Below are 14,640 nucleotides of genomic sequence, written 5' to 3' on the forward strand. Positions count from 1 at the left end.
AGGTCTTTGATGCCGCCAGATCGCCTTCTGGTTATCCGTGTCACGGGTCGCGCAGCCTGACTCACCTGCGCGATGGCGATCTGCGCCTCCACCGTCCTCGAGCCCGCAACGGCCTGGGACGACGAAACCCGCAAACCCCGCCCGGCCGCACGATGCCTCGCGACAGCCCCCTTGGTCGGGCGGAGCGGGAAGAGCTTAAGCACGAGGCGGTGGCGCGGGGATAAGTTTTCGCGGGAGCTGTGACCCAAACCCCTTCCAATGACGGGAGGGGCTTCACGCGCCCGTCGTGTCAATCGCGCCGCCGGGTCCCTCAGTCCGCCCGCACCCACTTCACCGAGCGGCAGATCAGCCCGCCCATCACACAGCCCGAGGTCGTCAGCGCGTCGCCCGACAGAGTCATCGTGCCGGAATAGGTCTTGCCGTCCTCGGGGTTGAAGGCGCTGCCGGCCCATTTGCCGTCGCCTGACGGCTTCATGTCGTAGAGGATGCGCTGCCCGACCTTGGCCGGCCCGTCAGTCTTCTTGAGCCAGGTCAGCGTGCCGCACATCGCATCGCCGCATTTGGCGATGCGCACGCGCGAGGCACCGGTATCGCGCTGCCAGGTGCCGGCGACATCCTGCGCCGCGGCGGGCCCGATCGATGCAAACCCGACGACGATGAAGCCGAACCCGGCCAGTGACGCTCGCCGAGCATTCGATCCGATAGGCATGGCATACCTCCCTGTCAGACCACGCTATGTTGCATGGTTTAGATATGAACCATATCCGAGCGCGTAACGCTTTCCAAGCTGCCCTTGCGGCAGGGTGGACACCTCCTTCCGCAAGGGAGGGTGAATCCTCCGTCAACGCGCTCGGTCACATTCGTCGCGAGAGCCATTGAAAAGACTGCGCTTTTCTCAATCCGAGGATGAACGGGGCGTTGATTTAACCGCTCGCTCATCTCTCGTTGAGTTTCGATTCATCGCGAATTTTAGCGGCGCTTTTAAGGGCCGCCGCCAATCTCTGCCTCAACAAGCCGGGCCTTTGGACGGGTGGCCGGCACGAAACGAAGACAGAGGGTGGTTGTCATGGCACGCATGGAAATGAGCGCGATCCCCGCTTCCCTGGTGATCCCGAGCGAGGCTTCGGCCGAGGCCTATTACGAACTTGGCCTGATGCATGCGGCTGGCCGCGGCATCCCCGTCGACCTGGTCGCGGCGCAGAAGTGGTTCAACATCGCCCAGGCCCGTGGTTGCAGCCGCGCCGCGGCGCACCGCCAGGAGCTGGCGCTCGAGATGACGCGCGACCAGATCGCCGAGGCGCTGCGCGAGGCCCGCAGCTTCCTGACGCGTCACTGAGCGCCCCCGGAAGCGCAATCGCCTCCGCCGACGAGCCTTGTGGGGCAGGGAGGGCGCCGCTATAAGCGCGCCGCATTCCCCCGAATTTCCCCAAGGATCGACCGATGGCTGTTCAGCGTACCTTCTCCATTCTCAAGCCCGATGCGACGCGGCGCAATCTCACCGGCGCGGTCAACGCGGTCATCGAGAAGGCCGGCCTGCGCATCGTCGCGCAGAAGCGCATCCAGATGACCAAGGGCCAGGCCGAGACCTTCTATGCGGTCCATTCGGCGCGCCCCTTCTTCGGCGAGCTCGTCGAGTTCATGACCTCCGGCCCGGTCGTCGTCCAGGTTCTCGAAGGCGAGGACGGCATCGCGAAGTATCGCGAAGTCATGGGCGCCACCAACCCGGCGAATGCCGCCGAAGGCACCATCCGCAAGCTCTTCGCCGAGTCGGTCGGCGAGAACACGGTGCACGGCTCGGACGCGCCGGAGACGGCGGCGATCGAGATCGCCCAGTTCTTCTCGGGCAACGAGATCGTCGGCTGATTTCAGCCGATTGCTGAAAAGCACAGAAGGCGGGCCGGTCTCCGGCCCGCCTTTTTCATGTCGAGGACCCGGCATGGCCGGGAGCGAGCCCGGCCATGCCGAAGCAGGGCCTCAGAGCCCGCCCAGGGAGTAATTCGTTCCCGTGTCGAAGGAGTAGCTCGCCGAGAGGCCGATCGTGATCGAGTCGCGCGAGCCGTACGGCCTGACGATCGGCGAGCGGGTGGCGTCGCCGACGAGCCGCTTGTACTCGACATAGGCCGTCGTCTTGAAGTTGTCGGTCCAGTTGTAGGTGAGCTGCGCCAGCGCGCCGACCGAATGAACGCCGGTGTTGAAGCGCTGCAGCAGACCGCCCGTGCCGGGCATGGCCCCGCCGGTGCCGAAATAGGTCCGGACATAGTCGGCCGAGGCGATCCGCATGCGCGGGCCGGCGCCGAGCGTCCAGGCGCCGACAGTGGTGAAGGCGTCGAGCTTCAAGTCGGCCACGACGCCGTCATGGGCGACGATGCCGCGGCGGACATCGGCGCGGGCGCGCAGCCAGGAGGTCGGGTAGAATTCGACGAAGCCGCCGGCCTCGGCGCCGAACTTGGTCGAGGGCACTGCGACGAGCGCCGGATTGACTTCGGCACTGCGCTTCCAGAGCAGGTCGCCCGAGAAGCCGACCCGCCAGCCCTGGCCGGAGAAGACACCGATGCTGAGCATCGCGTCGTCCTCGGCCGACCACCAGGTGCTCTTCAGGCCTCGGCCCAGCGAGATGATCGGCCGTGCCCGAAACACATAGTCATCCGAGCCGGTATAGTCGGGCTGGTAGCGGACACCGGCACCGAGGGTAACGTACCAGTTCTGGGCCGACTGCGGCGAGGTGAGGGTGGTGTAGTCGGGCGACTGAGCCTGGGCTCGATCCGGCGACGACAAGACAAGGCAGGCGAGCAGGCCCGCCAGGAACGCAACGCTACGCATCAAACTGAACTCCAGCGCGAAAGGCGCCTCTCACGAATGGTGCGGGCAAAGTGAAGCATTAGGATTAACCCGAGGTTGATGCCTGGCTGCGGCGGGAGGCCGCGGGTGACCGGCGGCCCTGTCGATCAAGCAAGATGACGGCCACGCAGAGGGCGATGAGACTTGCGCACATTCCACTTTTTCCAATCATGCTCTACGACAGGCGCATGACCGAACTGCCACGCATCGCCCACCGCCCGTCGGTTTGCCCGCATGACTGCCCCTCCGCCTGTTCGCTGGAGGTCGAGGTCATCGACGGGCGCAGCATCGGCCGCGTCCGGGGCAGCAAGCGCCAGAGCTACACGGACGGCGTGATCTGCGCGAAGGTCGCGCGCTACGCCGAGCGCATCCATCATCCCGACCGCCTGCTGCATCCGCTGCGCCGGACCGGGCCGAAGGGCTCGGGCGAATTCGAGCGCATCTCCTGGGACGAGGCGCTGGACGAGATCGCCCGCCGGTTCCTGGCGATCGAGGCCGAGCACGGCGCCGATTCCATCTGGCCCTACTACTATGCCGGCACGATGGGGCTTGTCATGCGCGACGGCATCAACCGCCTGCGTCATGCCAAGCGCTATTCCGGCCAGTATTCGACGATCTGCACGACCACGGCCTGGACCGGCTTCATCGCCGGGACGGGGCGCCTCGCCGGGCCTGATCCGCGCGAGATGGCGAAGTCCGACTGCATCGTGATCTGGGGCACGAATCCCGTGCACACGCAGGTCAATGTGATGCACCACGCCATCAAGGCGCGGAAGACGCGCGGCGCGAAGATCGTCGCGATCGACATCTACCACAATGCGACGCTCGCCCAGGCCGACCTGCCGCTGGTGCTGCGGCCGGGCACGGATGCGGCGCTGGCCTGCGCCGTGATGCATGTGCTCTTCCGCGACGGCCATGCCGACCGCGACTATCTCGCCGCGCATACGGATGCGCCGGACGAGCTCGAAGCGCATCTGCAGAGCCGCACGCCGGAATGGGCCGCGGCCATCACCGGGCTTTCGGTCGCGCAGATCGAGGAATTCGCCGCGCTCGTCGGGACGCGCAAGAACAGCTTCTTCCGCCTCGGCTACGGCTTCGCCCGCCAGCGCAACGGCGCGGTCTCGATGCATGCGGCGCTCTGCGTGCCGACGGTGACGGGCGCCTGGCAATATGAGGGCGGCGGCGCCTTCCACAGCAACAGCGGCATCTATGCCTGGCGCAAGAGCCTGATCGAGGGGCTCGACGTCCGCGATCCACGCATCCGTGAGCTCGACCAGTCGCAGATCGGGCGCATCCTGACCGGTGATGCCGAGGCACTTCGGCAGGGCGGGCCGGTGAAGGCGCTGTTCATCCAGAACACCAACCCGGTTTCGGTCGCGCCCGAGCAGGAGCTGGTCAAGCAGGGCTTCGCCCGCGACGACCTCTTCACCGTCGTGCATGAGCAGTTCATGACCGAGACGGCGAAGATGGCCGACATCGTGCTGCCGGCGACCCAGTTCATGGAGCATGACGACATCTACCAGGGCGGCGGCCACCAGCACATCATGTGGGGCGGCAAGCTGATCGAGCCCGCCGGCGAATGCCGCTCGAACCATGATCTGATCTGCGATCTGGCCAAGCGTCTCGGCGCAGAGCATCGCGGCTTCGCGATGAGCCCGCGCGAGCTCGTCGACTGGACGCTGCGCGAAAGCGGGCGCGGCACGCTCGACGAATTGATCGCGAATGATTTCCTCGACGTGCAGCCGGATTTTCGCACGGCGCATTATCTCGACGGCTTCGGCTATCGCGATCGCAAGTTCCGCTTCAAGCCGGACTGGCCGAAGGTACCAAACCCCAATGCCGGCCGTGTCGGCCCCTGGCAGCAGATGCCGGCGCTGCCCGACTACTGGGACGTGCTCGACAATGTCGACGCCGAGCATCCCTTCCGTCTGGCAACAAGCCCGGCCCGGAGCTTCCTCAACTCGACCTTCACGGAGACGCCGAGCTCGGTGAAGAAGGAAGTCGGCCCGACGCTGATGCTGCATCCCGAGGACGCTGCCCGCCTGGACATCGCGGCCGGGGACGAGGTTGTCGTCGGTAACGCGCGCGGCAGCGTGCATCTCAGCGCGGTGCTGTTTGCTGGCGTCGTCCGCGGCGTCGTCATCGCCGAATCGATCTGGCCCAATGCGGCTCACAAGCACGGGCGCGGCATCAACACCATTACCGGGGCGGACGGGCCCGCCCCCTTTGGCGGGGCTGCATTCCACGACAACAAGGTCTGGATCAAGAAGGCGTGAGCGCACGCGGCGCGACCGGCGCTTTCTAGGCATCTTCCCGCGACGCAACCCCCGGTCGCGCGCAGACCCTTGACGTTTGGGCGGCAGTATGGCCCTTCCGCTGCGCAGGCGGGCCATACAGCGGCGCCAATGCGCCTGCGCGCCAAGGACAACTGAAATCATGATCATGCGGCGGATGGGTGCGGTCTTGCTGGCCGGTGGATTGTCTGTGCTGGCGGGGCTCGGTGCCCATGCGGCGAGCGGCTCGAGCGCCTTGCCGCCGCCCGATCCGACCGCCAAAAACCTGACGCCCTACCAGATTCAGCTGCGCGCCTTCGACGCTTGCCTGGTGACGCAGTCGCGGCTGATGAGCACGACGCGCGAAGCCGTGCACACACCGTGCAGCTGCTACGCCAAGGGCACCGTCACGGCGATGACCAAGGACGAGATCCAGGCCTTCCGCGACACCGGCTACTTCAACGACTCGGCGCGCGAGAAGGGCCTCGGCTTCATCGACCGCTGCAAGCTCAAGCGGCCGGTCTGATCGCTTCCACCTCCGGGAAGAAGCGCTCCCGCATCCGCGTCGCATAGGCGACGAGGCTGGGGCGCGCTTCGATCAGCCCCCGAAGCGGCGATTCGAACAGCGGCGTCAGCCCGGCGATCATGAAGGCGCCGAGCGCGGCGTCGCCGCCGGCAGGCTCGTCGCCCCCGAGATAGGCGCGATCCGCCAGGATAGCGACGATGGCGTCGAGCGCGCGTTCCGCCAGCTTGAGTTTCTCGGCCTGGCTGTGCCGGCCGAGACCATGGCCGTATAGGTTGCGGCGGACCGAGCGTCTGATCATCGCGCAGACCAGCGGGCGCAGCGGCGCGGGAACTGACTTGAAGAAGTTCACCGGGCCGCGCGCGAAATTGGCGTCGTCCATCCAGCGCTCGTCGACCATGATCCAGTAGATCTGCTCCTCGAGCATCTTCTCGACAGCCCAGAGCGTGCCCCTGCGCTCGGCGCTCAGGCCCTTGTCGAAGTCGATGCCGTGCCGGCCTTCGAGGTGAAAGCGGATGAAGCTCGAATCGGCGACGGTCACGCCGTCATCCACGATGACCGGCAGCTTGCGCTTCGGTGCGCGCTGCAGGTTGCCGGTGACCCGCCGGTAGGGCAGTCCCGAAAGCTTCAGCAGCAGTTCGGCCTTGATGCAGAACGGGCTGGGGTCCGGCGTTCCAAAGGCCGGCCCGAAGCTGTGCAATTCGATCATGATCCCCTCCGCAGACCGACCTCGACGAGGCCGGACCCTACTGACACGCTGCTGACAGGAGCTGTCAGCAGCGCTAGAGCATTGTGGCATCGGATAAGCGGAAGCGGGAACCGTCGCCATGCAGCGCGCCGAACGATTGCTCGACATGATCCAGAGCCTGCGCCGCCGGCGCCGGCCGGTGACGGCGGAGACGCTCTCCGCCGAGCTCGATGTCTCCGTCCGCACCGTCTATCGCGATATCGCGGCGCTGGTTCGCCAGGGTGTGCCGGTGCGCGGCGAGGCCGGAATCGGCTATGTGCTCGACGCCGGTTTCGACCTGCCGCCACTGATGCTGTCGCCGGACGAGATCGAGGCGGTGCTCGTCGGCATGCGCTGGCTCGGGGAGCGGGCCGATCCCGTACTGGCGCGGGCGGCGGAGGATGTCGTCAGCAAGGTCGCGGCGGTTCTGCCGCCGCATCTGCGGCCGATCCTGCTCGACGGCGCCCTGTTCGCGCCGGCCTATGGCCGTGACGCACCCGTCGACCAGGTCGATGTCGCCGCAGTGCGCGCCGCCATCCGGCAGGGCCGCAAGCTCGAGATGCGCTATCGCGACGAGAGCGGGCAGGACACGCAGCGCATGATCTGGCCGATCGGCATGACCTTCTACGAGCGGGTCCGCATCGTCATCGCCTGGTGCGAGCTGCGCCAGGCTTTCCGCCACTTCCGTACCGACCGGATCACCGATCTCGTCGCTCGCGAGGAGCGCTATCCGGCACGCCGCGCCGATCTGTTCCGGCGCTGGCAGAAGGAGGAGGAGGCGCGCTGCCGGGAGGAGAGCGAGCGGCGCGAACAGGCTCAGCGCCTGACGACGGCCCCGTCGACCAGCGCGACGCGGCCCGAGGCGACCTCGGCGAGCGCACGGGGATAGAGCAGGTGTTCCTGCACAAGGACGCGCGAAGCCAGCGTGTCCTCATCGTCGCCGGCCTGGACCGGCACCTTGGCCTGCATGATGACGGGCCCGGCATCGAGTTCGGGCACGACGAAATGCACGCTGCAGCCATGCTCGGCGACGCCGGCCTCCAGGGCCTGGCGATGCGTATGCGTGCCCTTGAACAGTGGCAGCAGCGAGGGATGGATGTTGATCAGCCGGCCTTCCCAGCGCCGTACGAACCACGGCGTCATGATCCGCATGAAGCCGGCCAGCACCACGAGATCGATCTGGTTGACGCGCAGGACCTCATCCATGGCGCGTTCGAAGGCCTCGCGATCCTTGTTGAAGGCGCGGTGATCGACGGTCGCGGTGGCGATGCCGAACGCCTTCGCGCGGTCGAGGCCGCCCGCGCCCGGCACGTTCGAGAGCACGAGAGCGATCTCGGCGGGGAAGCCGTCGGCGCGCGCAGCCTCGACCAGCGAAACCATGTTGGAGCCGCGGCCGGAGATCAGAATCCCGACGCGCGGGCGAGCGGTCGCAGTCGTCACAGGGCGAGCTTGCCGCGATAGGAGACCTGCTCCTCGCCCTCAGTCACGGGCACGATCTCGCCGAGCCTGACCGGGGCCTCGCCGGCCGCGACCAGCGCAGCCGCGACTTCCTCGGCCTTGGCGGCCTCGGCCGCAACGATCATGCCGATGCCGCAGTTGAACGTCCGCAGCATCTCGCGCTCGGCAACGCCGCCGACCTGGGCGAGCCAGCCGAAGACGGGCGGGACGGGAATGGCGGCGAGGTCGAGTGCGACGCCGAGCCCGTCCGGCAGGACGCGCGGGATGTTGTCGGGGAAGCCGCCGCCGGTGATATGCGCCAGCGCCTTGATGCCGGTCGTCGCCTTGATCGCGGCCAGCAGCGGCTTGACGTAGATCCGGGTCGGGACGAGCAGGGCCTCTGCCAGGCTGGTGCCGGTCGCGAAGGGGGCGGGCGCATCCCAGGCGAGCCCGCTCAGTGCGACGATGCGCCGGACGAGCGAGTAGCCGTTGGAGTGGACTCCGGAGGAGGGCAAGCCAAAGACGACATCGCCGGGCTGAAGGTCGGCGCGCGGCAGCAGCGAGCCGCGCTCGGCCGCGCCGACGGCGAAGCCCGCGAGATCGTAGTCCTTCTCGGCATACATGCCGGGCATCTCGGCGGTCTCGCCGCCGATCAGGGCGCAGCCGGCCTGCCGGCAGCCATCGGCGATGCCGCGCACGATCTCGACCCCGACCTTGGGGTCGAGCTTGCCGGTGGCATAGTAGTCGAGGAAGAGCAGGGGCTCGGCGCCCTGAACGATCAGGTCGTTGACGCACATCGCGACGAGGTCGATGCCGATCGTCGAATGCAGGCCGCTCTCGATCGCGATCTTGACCTTGGTGCCGACGCCGTCATTGGCCGCGACCAGGATCGGGTCGCTGAAGCCGGCGGCCTTGAGATCGAACAGGCCGCCGAAGCCGCCGATCTCGGCATCCGCTCCCGGCCGGCGCGTCGCGCGCACCAGCGGCTTGATCTGGTCGACCATCGCATTGCCGGCGTCGATATCGACGCCCGCCTGCGCATAGGTCAGTCCGTTCGCGCCCGGCTTGCTCATCTGGTTCCGCCTTCAGTTCCGTTCGCGCGAGCGATAGGGAAGCGGGCGGCGCCTTGCAAGGTTTCTCGCTGCCCCGGGCGGCGAAAGCGTCTGAAAACCGCCGGTGCGGCCGGCTCAGTTCGCGGCAGCGAGCTTGCCGCCAGCGCGCAGGAAGCGGGTCGGATCGACCGGCTCGTCGTTGATGCGGGTCTCGTAATGCAGATGTGGCCCGGTCGAGCGACCGGTGGTGCCGACGCGGCCGACGACTGTTCCGGTCGTCACGGTCTGGCCGACCGAGGCGAGGATCGCCGACATATGGGCGTAGCGCGTGGTGATGCCGTTGGCATGCTCGATCTCGACCATGTTGCCATAGCCGCCAGAATACTCGGCGGTGATGACCTTGCCGGGAGCCGTGGCCCGGATCGGCGAGCCGGTCTCGGCGCGGAAGTCGACGCCGGTATGCATGGCCGGCCCGCGGGTGAAAGGATCGACCCGGTAGCCGTAATTGGAGGTGAAGTCGGCGTCGCCGGCCATCGGCTTGGCGAGCGGCAATTGCTCGACCAGCCCGCGCAGCCGCATCACTGCCGAGATGCGCGGCTGCAAGGCGCTCAGCGTCGCCTCGAAGGGGCCCGCGGCAGGGTCGATCTTGAACGGGACGAACGGGCCGCCGACGCCCTTGGCGATGCCGCTCTGGGCCGCCATCCTGTCGGTGTCGAGCCCGGTCTCGGAGAGGGCGCCGCGCAGGCGCTTCTGCGAGGCGGCGAGCGAGTCATCCATCTCCCTGAGTGCGGCAAGCTGCGCGCCAGTCGTATTGGTGATGGCGCGATCCAGCCGGGTGAGGGCGGCGTCGACACGCTGCGCCGGCGGCTGCGCTTCCGCCTCGCCGGACTTCCAGGGGGCACCCTGATTGTCGCCGGCGCCGCGCAAGACCGGCGAGTCGGGCGCCGGCGTCGGCTTGGTCGGCATGATCGGCGCGAAGCTGGTGACACCGGATGCCCGGATCGGCTCCTCGGGCTTCAGTATGCGCGGCCGCAGGGGCGCCTTGGGCACCGTGACGATGCCGCCGGCCTGGAGCGTATCGGCGAGCGCGGTGACGAGGGATTGCCGCGATTCCAGCTCGGCCTGCCGCGTCGCCAGCTCGTCGACGCGGGCCTCGACGCCGTCCTGGTCGAGCAGGGCCCGGCTGGCGAGGCGGTCGACATCGGCGCGCAGGGCCGCGATCCGGTCTTCATAAGCATATTGGCGCGTCGTCTCGCGGGCGATCAGCCGCGCTGCGAGGTCGTCCTTGCTCAGGACGTACCAACCCGCCGCGCCGCTGCCCGCAGTGGTCAGCGCCAGCCAGGCGAGCCCGGCGAGCAGAGTCGAGCGGCGGATGGTGTAAGTCTTGTGCGTGACCAGGCCGGTGACCGGAAGGGCGGGGCCTGTCGAAGCGGGGTGAGTCATTTACGCGGGACCGGAAATTACGCTGCCGATGCCCCACTAGACCTTGTTAAGGTTAATCTTTCGCAAACCCCGCCTTGTCGCGCTCAAGGAGCTCTGGCCCGTCACAGCGCCTTGGCTGCCGCGAGAACCTCCTCGGCGTGCCCGGCGACCTTCACCTTGCGCCAGATCCGCGCGATCCTGCCGTCGCGGCCGATCAGGAAGGTGGTGCGCTCCACGCCCATGTAGGTGCGGCCATACATGCTCTTCTCGACCCAGATGCCATAGGCCTGCAGGGCCAGCAGTTCGTCGTCCGCGACGAGCGGAAATTCGAGCCCGTGCTTGGCCTTGAACTTGTCGTGGCGTTTGACCGGGTCAGGCGAGATGCCGACGATTTCCGTGTCCGCGGCGGCAAATTCCTTGCGCAGGCCGTTGAAGGCGATGGCCTCCTGCGTGCAGCCCGGCGTGTCGTCCTTCGGGTAGGCGTAGAGGACGAGCTTGCGCCCTTTGAAGTCCGACAGCGACAGGGTGCCGCCGCCATCGCGGCCGAGCGTGAAATCGGGAGCGGGATCACCATCCTGCAAGCTTGCCGGCAATGCCATTGATTCGCCTTCCTTTCGTCGCCTTCGTCCTGCATCGGCCGGCGCGAGGTCGCGAGCGATGATCGAGTACGGTCAGGCCGAGCCATCAGCGCGGCTTGCCGAATCGCCTGGCTCGGCTGCATCGACAGATGACGCCGCCTGTAGCGGATGGCGCCGAGCAACGCAGCCTCTAGCCGTCGAACCCGAAGCGGATCATTTGCCCGAGAGGACCGAGAAGGCCTTGCTGGACCAGGACGCGAACAAGCCGGAGGCCGCTTCGGCACCGATCGCGACGCCGGCTGCCGATTGCGACGTGGCCGAGGTGACGCGACGCGCCAAGGCGGGCCTCGTCACGATCGTGGTTGCGGTCGTGGTCGCGGTCGTGACGCTCGCCGGCGCGGCGGCGACCCTGCTGGTCACCGGCCTCGTGCCGCTGTCGGGGCTGGAGGGGCGCATCGCCCATGCGATCGAGGAGCGTCTCGGCCGTGACTGGACGGTCGAGGCTGCCGCCGCCGAGCTCGGGCGCATCGACGGACATTCTCAGCTTCGCGTGCGGCAGGTGTCGTTCCGCCACAAGAGCGGTGCCGCCATCCGCGCACCCGAAGCCATTCTCGGCTACGAGCCGATGGCGCTGCTGCGCGGCGAGATCCGGCTGACCTCCGTCGACCTGCGGGGCGTCAATGTCCGCCTCGGCGTCAACAAGGACGGCGCGCTGATCGTCAACGCCGATTCCGCTCCGGCCGAGACGCGACCGCCCTCGACCCTGCCCGACGCGGCTCAGTGGAACGCCTTCACCGGAATCATGGCCGCAGTCTCGACGCTGGGCCAGGGCGACGGCCTGCTCGGCGCGCTGGAGACGGCGGGCATGAACGGCGCCCGCCTCTTGCTGGTCGATCCGGATGGCCGTCAGAGGGCCAGTCTCGAGGATGTCGAGATCCGGCTGGCCCGCACCGGGGAGCGAGGTACCCGCCTGACCGCCAAGGGCCGCACCGGCCAGCGCTGGAAGGAGCTCGCGATCGACCTCTCGAGCGCGGCCGACGGCACGCAGCGCGCCGATATCGACATCGTCCGGTTCGAGCCGGCGGAAGCGGTCGCGCTCGCGATGGGGACCGGCGGGCTCGCCATCGAAGGGCTGCCGGTGCGCGGCAAGGCCAGCCTCAGCCAGGCGCCGGACGGTCGCAAGTCGATCGAGGCGCGGCTCGAAGTGCTGCCCGGCACCATCCGCTTCCCCGACAGCCCGGTACCGCCGATCGCCGTCGACGCCGCCCATGTCGAGATCGCCAGCAGTGGCGACCTTTCGACGATCGAGGTGAGATCCTTCGGCCTCAATGCGGGGGCCACGCGGCTGAACGGCACCGGCAGCCTGCGCGCCGATGGCAGTGCCTGGCGCTCCGGCCTGGAGGCGAAGGGGCAGCTCGCAGGCGTCGATGCCGATCCTCCGGTCGCGATCGATGCGCTCAAGGCGGAACTGCGGATCGATCCGGGCAGCAGCGAAGTGCGGATCGACACGATGTCGGTCCAGGGGCCGGGGATCAGGGCGGAAGGCCGTGGTCTCGTGCAGCAGGTCGGCGGCTCGCCCTTGCAGCGCTTTTCGATCGTCGCCACGGATTCCGATCCGCGCGCGGCCCTGGCGCTGTGGCCACGCTGGACCTCACCCGATGTCCACGGCACGCTCTCGCGCCAGTTCATCAGCGGCCGCCTCGCCTCGCTGCGGGTCGACATGGACTTGGCCGCCGAGGACCATGCCCGCCTGATGCAGGGCGCCGGCATCCCCGACAATGCGCTCTCGGTCGTCGTCGATGCCTCGCAGGTGCGCTTCCTGCCCGGTCCGGGACTGCCGCCGCTGATCGATGCCAGCGTGTCCGGGCGGACGACGGGGCGTACGGTCAAGCTCGCGATCAGCAAGGCGACGGCCGATCTCGGCAATGGCCGGCAGCTGCAGCTCAGCGAGGGCTCGTTCGACATCGCCGAGACATGGGTCAAGCGCACGCCAGCGCGCGCGGCGTTCCGCACGACCGGGTCGATGGAGGCGCTGACGGCGCTGTTCGGCTTTCCGGCGCTGAAGGAGTTTTCGCCTGGCGGGATCGACCCGGCGAGCCTGCGCGGCAACAGCGACCTCAAGAGCACGGTCAATCTGGCGCTGGTCGATGATCCGCAGCCGGGCGAAATCGTCGTCACCAGTACGGGCACGCTGACCGGAGTGGCCTCCGACACCCTGCTCGGTACCGAGAAGCTCGATAGCGGCAATCTGACCGTCAATGCTGACCGCAACGGCCTGCAGCTGCGCGGCGAGGCGCGCGTCGGCGGCGACAAGGCCCAGGTCGAGATTCGCCAGGACGCGCGCGGCAAGGGCGAGGCCAACCTGACGCTGACGCTCGACAATGCGGCGCGCCAGAAGCGCGGGCTCGGGCCCGAGGCCGGCATCAACGGCCCCGTCCAGGTGCGGGTGACGAAGGCGCTCGGGAAGGGCGCGGACCTGCCACCGCGTGTCGAGAGCGACCTGACCAAGGCATCGCTCGAAGGCGCGATGCCGGGCTTGAGCAAGCCGGCCGGACGGCCTGCGAAGCTGACCTTCAACTATCTCGCGGATCCCGACGGACCCGATCTCGACGATCTCGTGTTCGACTCGAATCCGGTCCTGATCCGCGGCAAGGTCGAGCTGAACCGCCAGAACGGCTTCGAGAGCGCCAGCCTGTCGCAGTTCCGGCTTTCCGCGGGCGACAACCTCAAGGTCGATGCCAAGCGCGATGGCAACGTCATGAAGCTGGTCGTGCGCGGTGCGGTCGCCGATGTCCGGCCCTTCATCCGGGATATTCAGCAGGCATCCGGCCCCTCCGCCCCCCGCGGCGACAAGCAGGCCGGGCGCGGCGGCGACATCGATCTCGATCTCGATGTGCCGATCCTCACCGGCTTCAACAACGAGGCGATCACCAACGCCACGCTCAAGCTCTCCAAGCGCGGCGGGGACATGCGCAGTGTCGCCTTCCAGGGACGCATCGGTCGGGCGGACGTGACCGCGAAACAGACGAGCGGGGCAGGGGCTCTACTTGTCCAGTCGGAGAATGGCGGCGCGCTGCTGCGGTTCGTCGATCTCTACCGCCGGGCCCATGGCGGCGATCTCATCCTCAATCTCGGTCCGGGCGAGACGCGCCAGAGCGGGGAGCTGCTGTTCCGTAATTTCGTGGTGCGCGACGAGCCGGCGTTGCAGCGCGTCGTCGGCGAGCATGCGGCGCAGGCGCTGTCGGCCGATCGCTCCGACAACAGCGCGGCCCGCGCGCCGATCAACGTCAACGAGGTCGCGTTCATCAAGCTGCGCGCGGAATTCACCCGCTCCGCCAGCCGCCTCGACATCTCGGACATGGTGATCTGGGGTCAGCAGGTCGGCTTCACCCTGCAGGGCAACGTCGACTATGGCCGCGACCGGGTCGATATCGGCGGCACCTTCGTGCCCGGCTACGCCTTCAACAATGCCTTCGCGCAGGTTCCGGTCGTCGGCGCGCTGCTCGGCGGCGGCAGCCAGTATGGCGGGCTCTTCGCGGTCAATTTCCGGATCGCGGGTACCGCGAGCGCGCCGACCATGACGATCAACCCGCTCTCGGCGATCGCGCCCGGCATTCTGCGCCGCTTCGTCGATCCGCTCGGCGGATCGCCTGCGCACCGACCGATTCAGCCGGGCCAGCCAGTGCCGGGGCGCTGAGGCCGACAGCGTGCGTCTTCCCGCACGCGCTGCGGCACGACGTGCTGCTGCGCAGATGCGGGATCGCTCGCGGGAGAGGGCGACTTCTCGTAG

13 protein-coding genes are annotated in these 14,640 nt (G+C 68.1%); 6 read left to right on the forward strand and 7 right to left on the reverse strand.

The window, feature by feature from the left end; all coding sequences use genetic code 11:
- Positions 1-310 precede the first annotated feature (310 nt).
- On the reverse strand, positions 311-709 hold the full coding sequence (locus tag VGN82_RS11160) for a DUF2147 domain-containing protein (protein ID WP_327527089.1): 399 nt from the start codon (positions 707-709) through the stop codon (positions 311-313).
- A 357-nt stretch (positions 710-1,066) separates the two neighbouring features.
- Here VGN82_RS11160 and VGN82_RS11165 point away from each other — a divergent pair, with 357 nt between their 5' ends.
- Together VGN82_RS11165 and ndk are read left to right on the forward strand one after the other, a co-directional pair.
- Positions 1,067-1,336 (forward strand): SEL1-like repeat protein, encoded by a 270-nt coding sequence (locus VGN82_RS11165; RefSeq protein ID WP_327527090.1) that lies wholly within the window; start codon positions 1,067-1,069, stop codon positions 1,334-1,336.
- Positions 1,337-1,440: 104 nt separating this feature from the next.
- Complete coding sequence (gene ndk, locus VGN82_RS11170) at positions 1,441-1,863, forward strand: nucleoside-diphosphate kinase (protein WP_327527091.1); 423 nt, start codon at positions 1,441-1,443, stop codon at positions 1,861-1,863.
- 111 nt (positions 1,864-1,974) lie between these two features.
- Here ndk and VGN82_RS11175 read toward each other — a convergent pair whose 3' ends face one another.
- Positions 1,975-2,820: a MipA/OmpV family protein gene (locus VGN82_RS11175; RefSeq protein ID WP_327527092.1), complete on the reverse strand. Its 846-nt coding sequence runs from the start codon at positions 2,818-2,820 to the stop codon at positions 1,975-1,977.
- A gap of 206 nt (positions 2,821-3,026) precedes the next feature.
- On the opposite strand from VGN82_RS11175, the gene VGN82_RS11180 reads away from it, so the two are divergent.
- Both VGN82_RS11180 and VGN82_RS11185 read left to right on the forward strand, forming a co-directional pair.
- The gene (locus VGN82_RS11180; RefSeq protein ID WP_327527093.1) at positions 3,027-5,114 is read left to right on the forward strand and encodes a molybdopterin-containing oxidoreductase family protein; all 2,088 of its coding nucleotides are present in this window, start codon (positions 3,027-3,029) and stop codon (positions 5,112-5,114) included.
- A gap of 160 nt (positions 5,115-5,274) precedes the next feature.
- Positions 5,275-5,637: a hypothetical protein gene (locus VGN82_RS11185; protein WP_327527094.1), complete on the forward strand. Its 363-nt coding sequence runs from the start codon at positions 5,275-5,277 to the stop codon at positions 5,635-5,637.
- Here the strand turns inward: VGN82_RS11185 and VGN82_RS11190 are convergent.
- Positions 5,621-6,343, reverse strand: a complete 723-nt coding sequence (locus VGN82_RS11190) for a glutathione S-transferase family protein (RefSeq protein WP_327527095.1) — start codon at positions 6,341-6,343, stop codon at positions 5,621-5,623. The genes VGN82_RS11185 and VGN82_RS11190 overlap by 17 nt on opposite strands.
- A gap of 118 nt (positions 6,344-6,461) precedes the next feature.
- Here VGN82_RS11190 and VGN82_RS11195 point away from each other — a divergent pair, with 118 nt between their 5' ends.
- The gene (locus tag VGN82_RS11195) at positions 6,462-7,250 is read left to right on the forward strand and encodes a helix-turn-helix transcriptional regulator (RefSeq protein ID WP_327527096.1); all 789 of its coding nucleotides are present in this window, start codon (positions 6,462-6,464) and stop codon (positions 7,248-7,250) included.
- On the opposite strand, the gene purN is transcribed toward VGN82_RS11195, so the two are convergent.
- From purN to VGN82_RS11215, 4 genes are all read right to left on the reverse strand, one after another.
- Positions 7,178-7,801 carry a phosphoribosylglycinamide formyltransferase gene (purN, locus tag VGN82_RS11200; RefSeq protein ID WP_414644271.1) on the reverse strand — a complete coding sequence of 208 codons (624 nt, stop codon included), beginning with the start codon at positions 7,799-7,801 and terminating at the stop codon, positions 7,178-7,180. The genes VGN82_RS11195 and purN overlap by 73 nt on opposite strands.
- Complete coding sequence (purM, locus tag VGN82_RS11205; RefSeq protein WP_327527097.1) at positions 7,798-8,871, reverse strand: phosphoribosylformylglycinamidine cyclo-ligase; 1,074 nt, start codon at positions 8,869-8,871, stop codon at positions 7,798-7,800. Before purM ends, purN begins: the two co-directional genes overlap by 4 nt.
- A gap of 114 nt (positions 8,872-8,985) precedes the next feature.
- Positions 8,986-10,293, reverse strand: a complete 1,308-nt coding sequence (locus VGN82_RS11210) for a peptidoglycan DD-metalloendopeptidase family protein (protein ID WP_327527098.1) — start codon at positions 10,291-10,293, stop codon at positions 8,986-8,988.
- 101 nt (positions 10,294-10,394) lie between these two features.
- On the reverse strand, positions 10,395-10,871 hold the full coding sequence (locus VGN82_RS11215) for a peroxiredoxin (RefSeq protein ID WP_327527099.1): 477 nt from the start codon (positions 10,869-10,871) through the stop codon (positions 10,395-10,397).
- 220 nt (positions 10,872-11,091) lie between these two features.
- Here VGN82_RS11215 and VGN82_RS11220 point away from each other — a divergent pair, with 220 nt between their 5' ends.
- Entirely contained in the window at positions 11,092-14,547 is a 3,456-nt protein-coding gene (locus VGN82_RS11220; protein ID WP_327527100.1) for a hypothetical protein, read from the forward strand.
- Positions 14,548-14,640: the final 93 nt, after the last annotated feature.

It is taken from the genome of Allobosea sp. (assembly GCF_035999205.1).
Classification (GTDB): domain Bacteria; phylum Pseudomonadota; class Alphaproteobacteria; order Rhizobiales; family Beijerinckiaceae; genus Allobosea.

What these genes read in the sequence shown, in the direction of transcription:
- VGN82_RS11185 (WP_327527094.1), top strand. Translation starts at nt 5,275, where the DNA reads ATGATCATGCGGCGGATGGGTGCGGTCTTGCTGGCCGGTGGATTGTCT.
- VGN82_RS11210 (WP_327527098.1), bottom strand. Translation starts at nt 10,293, where the DNA reads ATGACTCACCCCGCTTCGACAGGCCCCGCCCTTCCGGTCACCGGCCTG.
- ndk (WP_327527091.1), top strand. Translation starts at nt 1,441, where the DNA reads ATGGCTGTTCAGCGTACCTTCTCCATTCTCAAGCCCGATGCGACGCGG.
- VGN82_RS11180 (WP_327527093.1), top strand. Translation starts at nt 3,027, where the DNA reads ATGACCGAACTGCCACGCATCGCCCACCGCCCGTCGGTTTGCCCGCAT.
- purM (WP_327527097.1), bottom strand. Translation starts at nt 8,871, where the DNA reads ATGAGCAAGCCGGGCGCGAACGGACTGACCTATGCGCAGGCGGGCGTC.
- VGN82_RS11165 (WP_327527090.1), top strand. Translation starts at nt 1,067, where the DNA reads ATGGCACGCATGGAAATGAGCGCGATCCCCGCTTCCCTGGTGATCCCG.
- VGN82_RS11215 (WP_327527099.1), bottom strand. Translation starts at nt 10,871, where the DNA reads ATGGCATTGCCGGCAAGCTTGCAGGATGGTGATCCCGCTCCCGATTTC.
- VGN82_RS11160 (WP_327527089.1), bottom strand. Translation starts at nt 709, where the DNA reads ATGCCTATCGGATCGAATGCTCGGCGAGCGTCACTGGCCGGGTTCGGC.
- VGN82_RS11175 (WP_327527092.1), bottom strand. Translation starts at nt 2,820, where the DNA reads ATGCGTAGCGTTGCGTTCCTGGCGGGCCTGCTCGCCTGCCTTGTCTTG.
- VGN82_RS11195 (WP_327527096.1), top strand. Translation starts at nt 6,462, where the DNA reads ATGCAGCGCGCCGAACGATTGCTCGACATGATCCAGAGCCTGCGCCGC.
- VGN82_RS11190 (WP_327527095.1), bottom strand. Translation starts at nt 6,343, where the DNA reads ATGATCGAATTGCACAGCTTCGGGCCGGCCTTTGGAACGCCGGACCCC.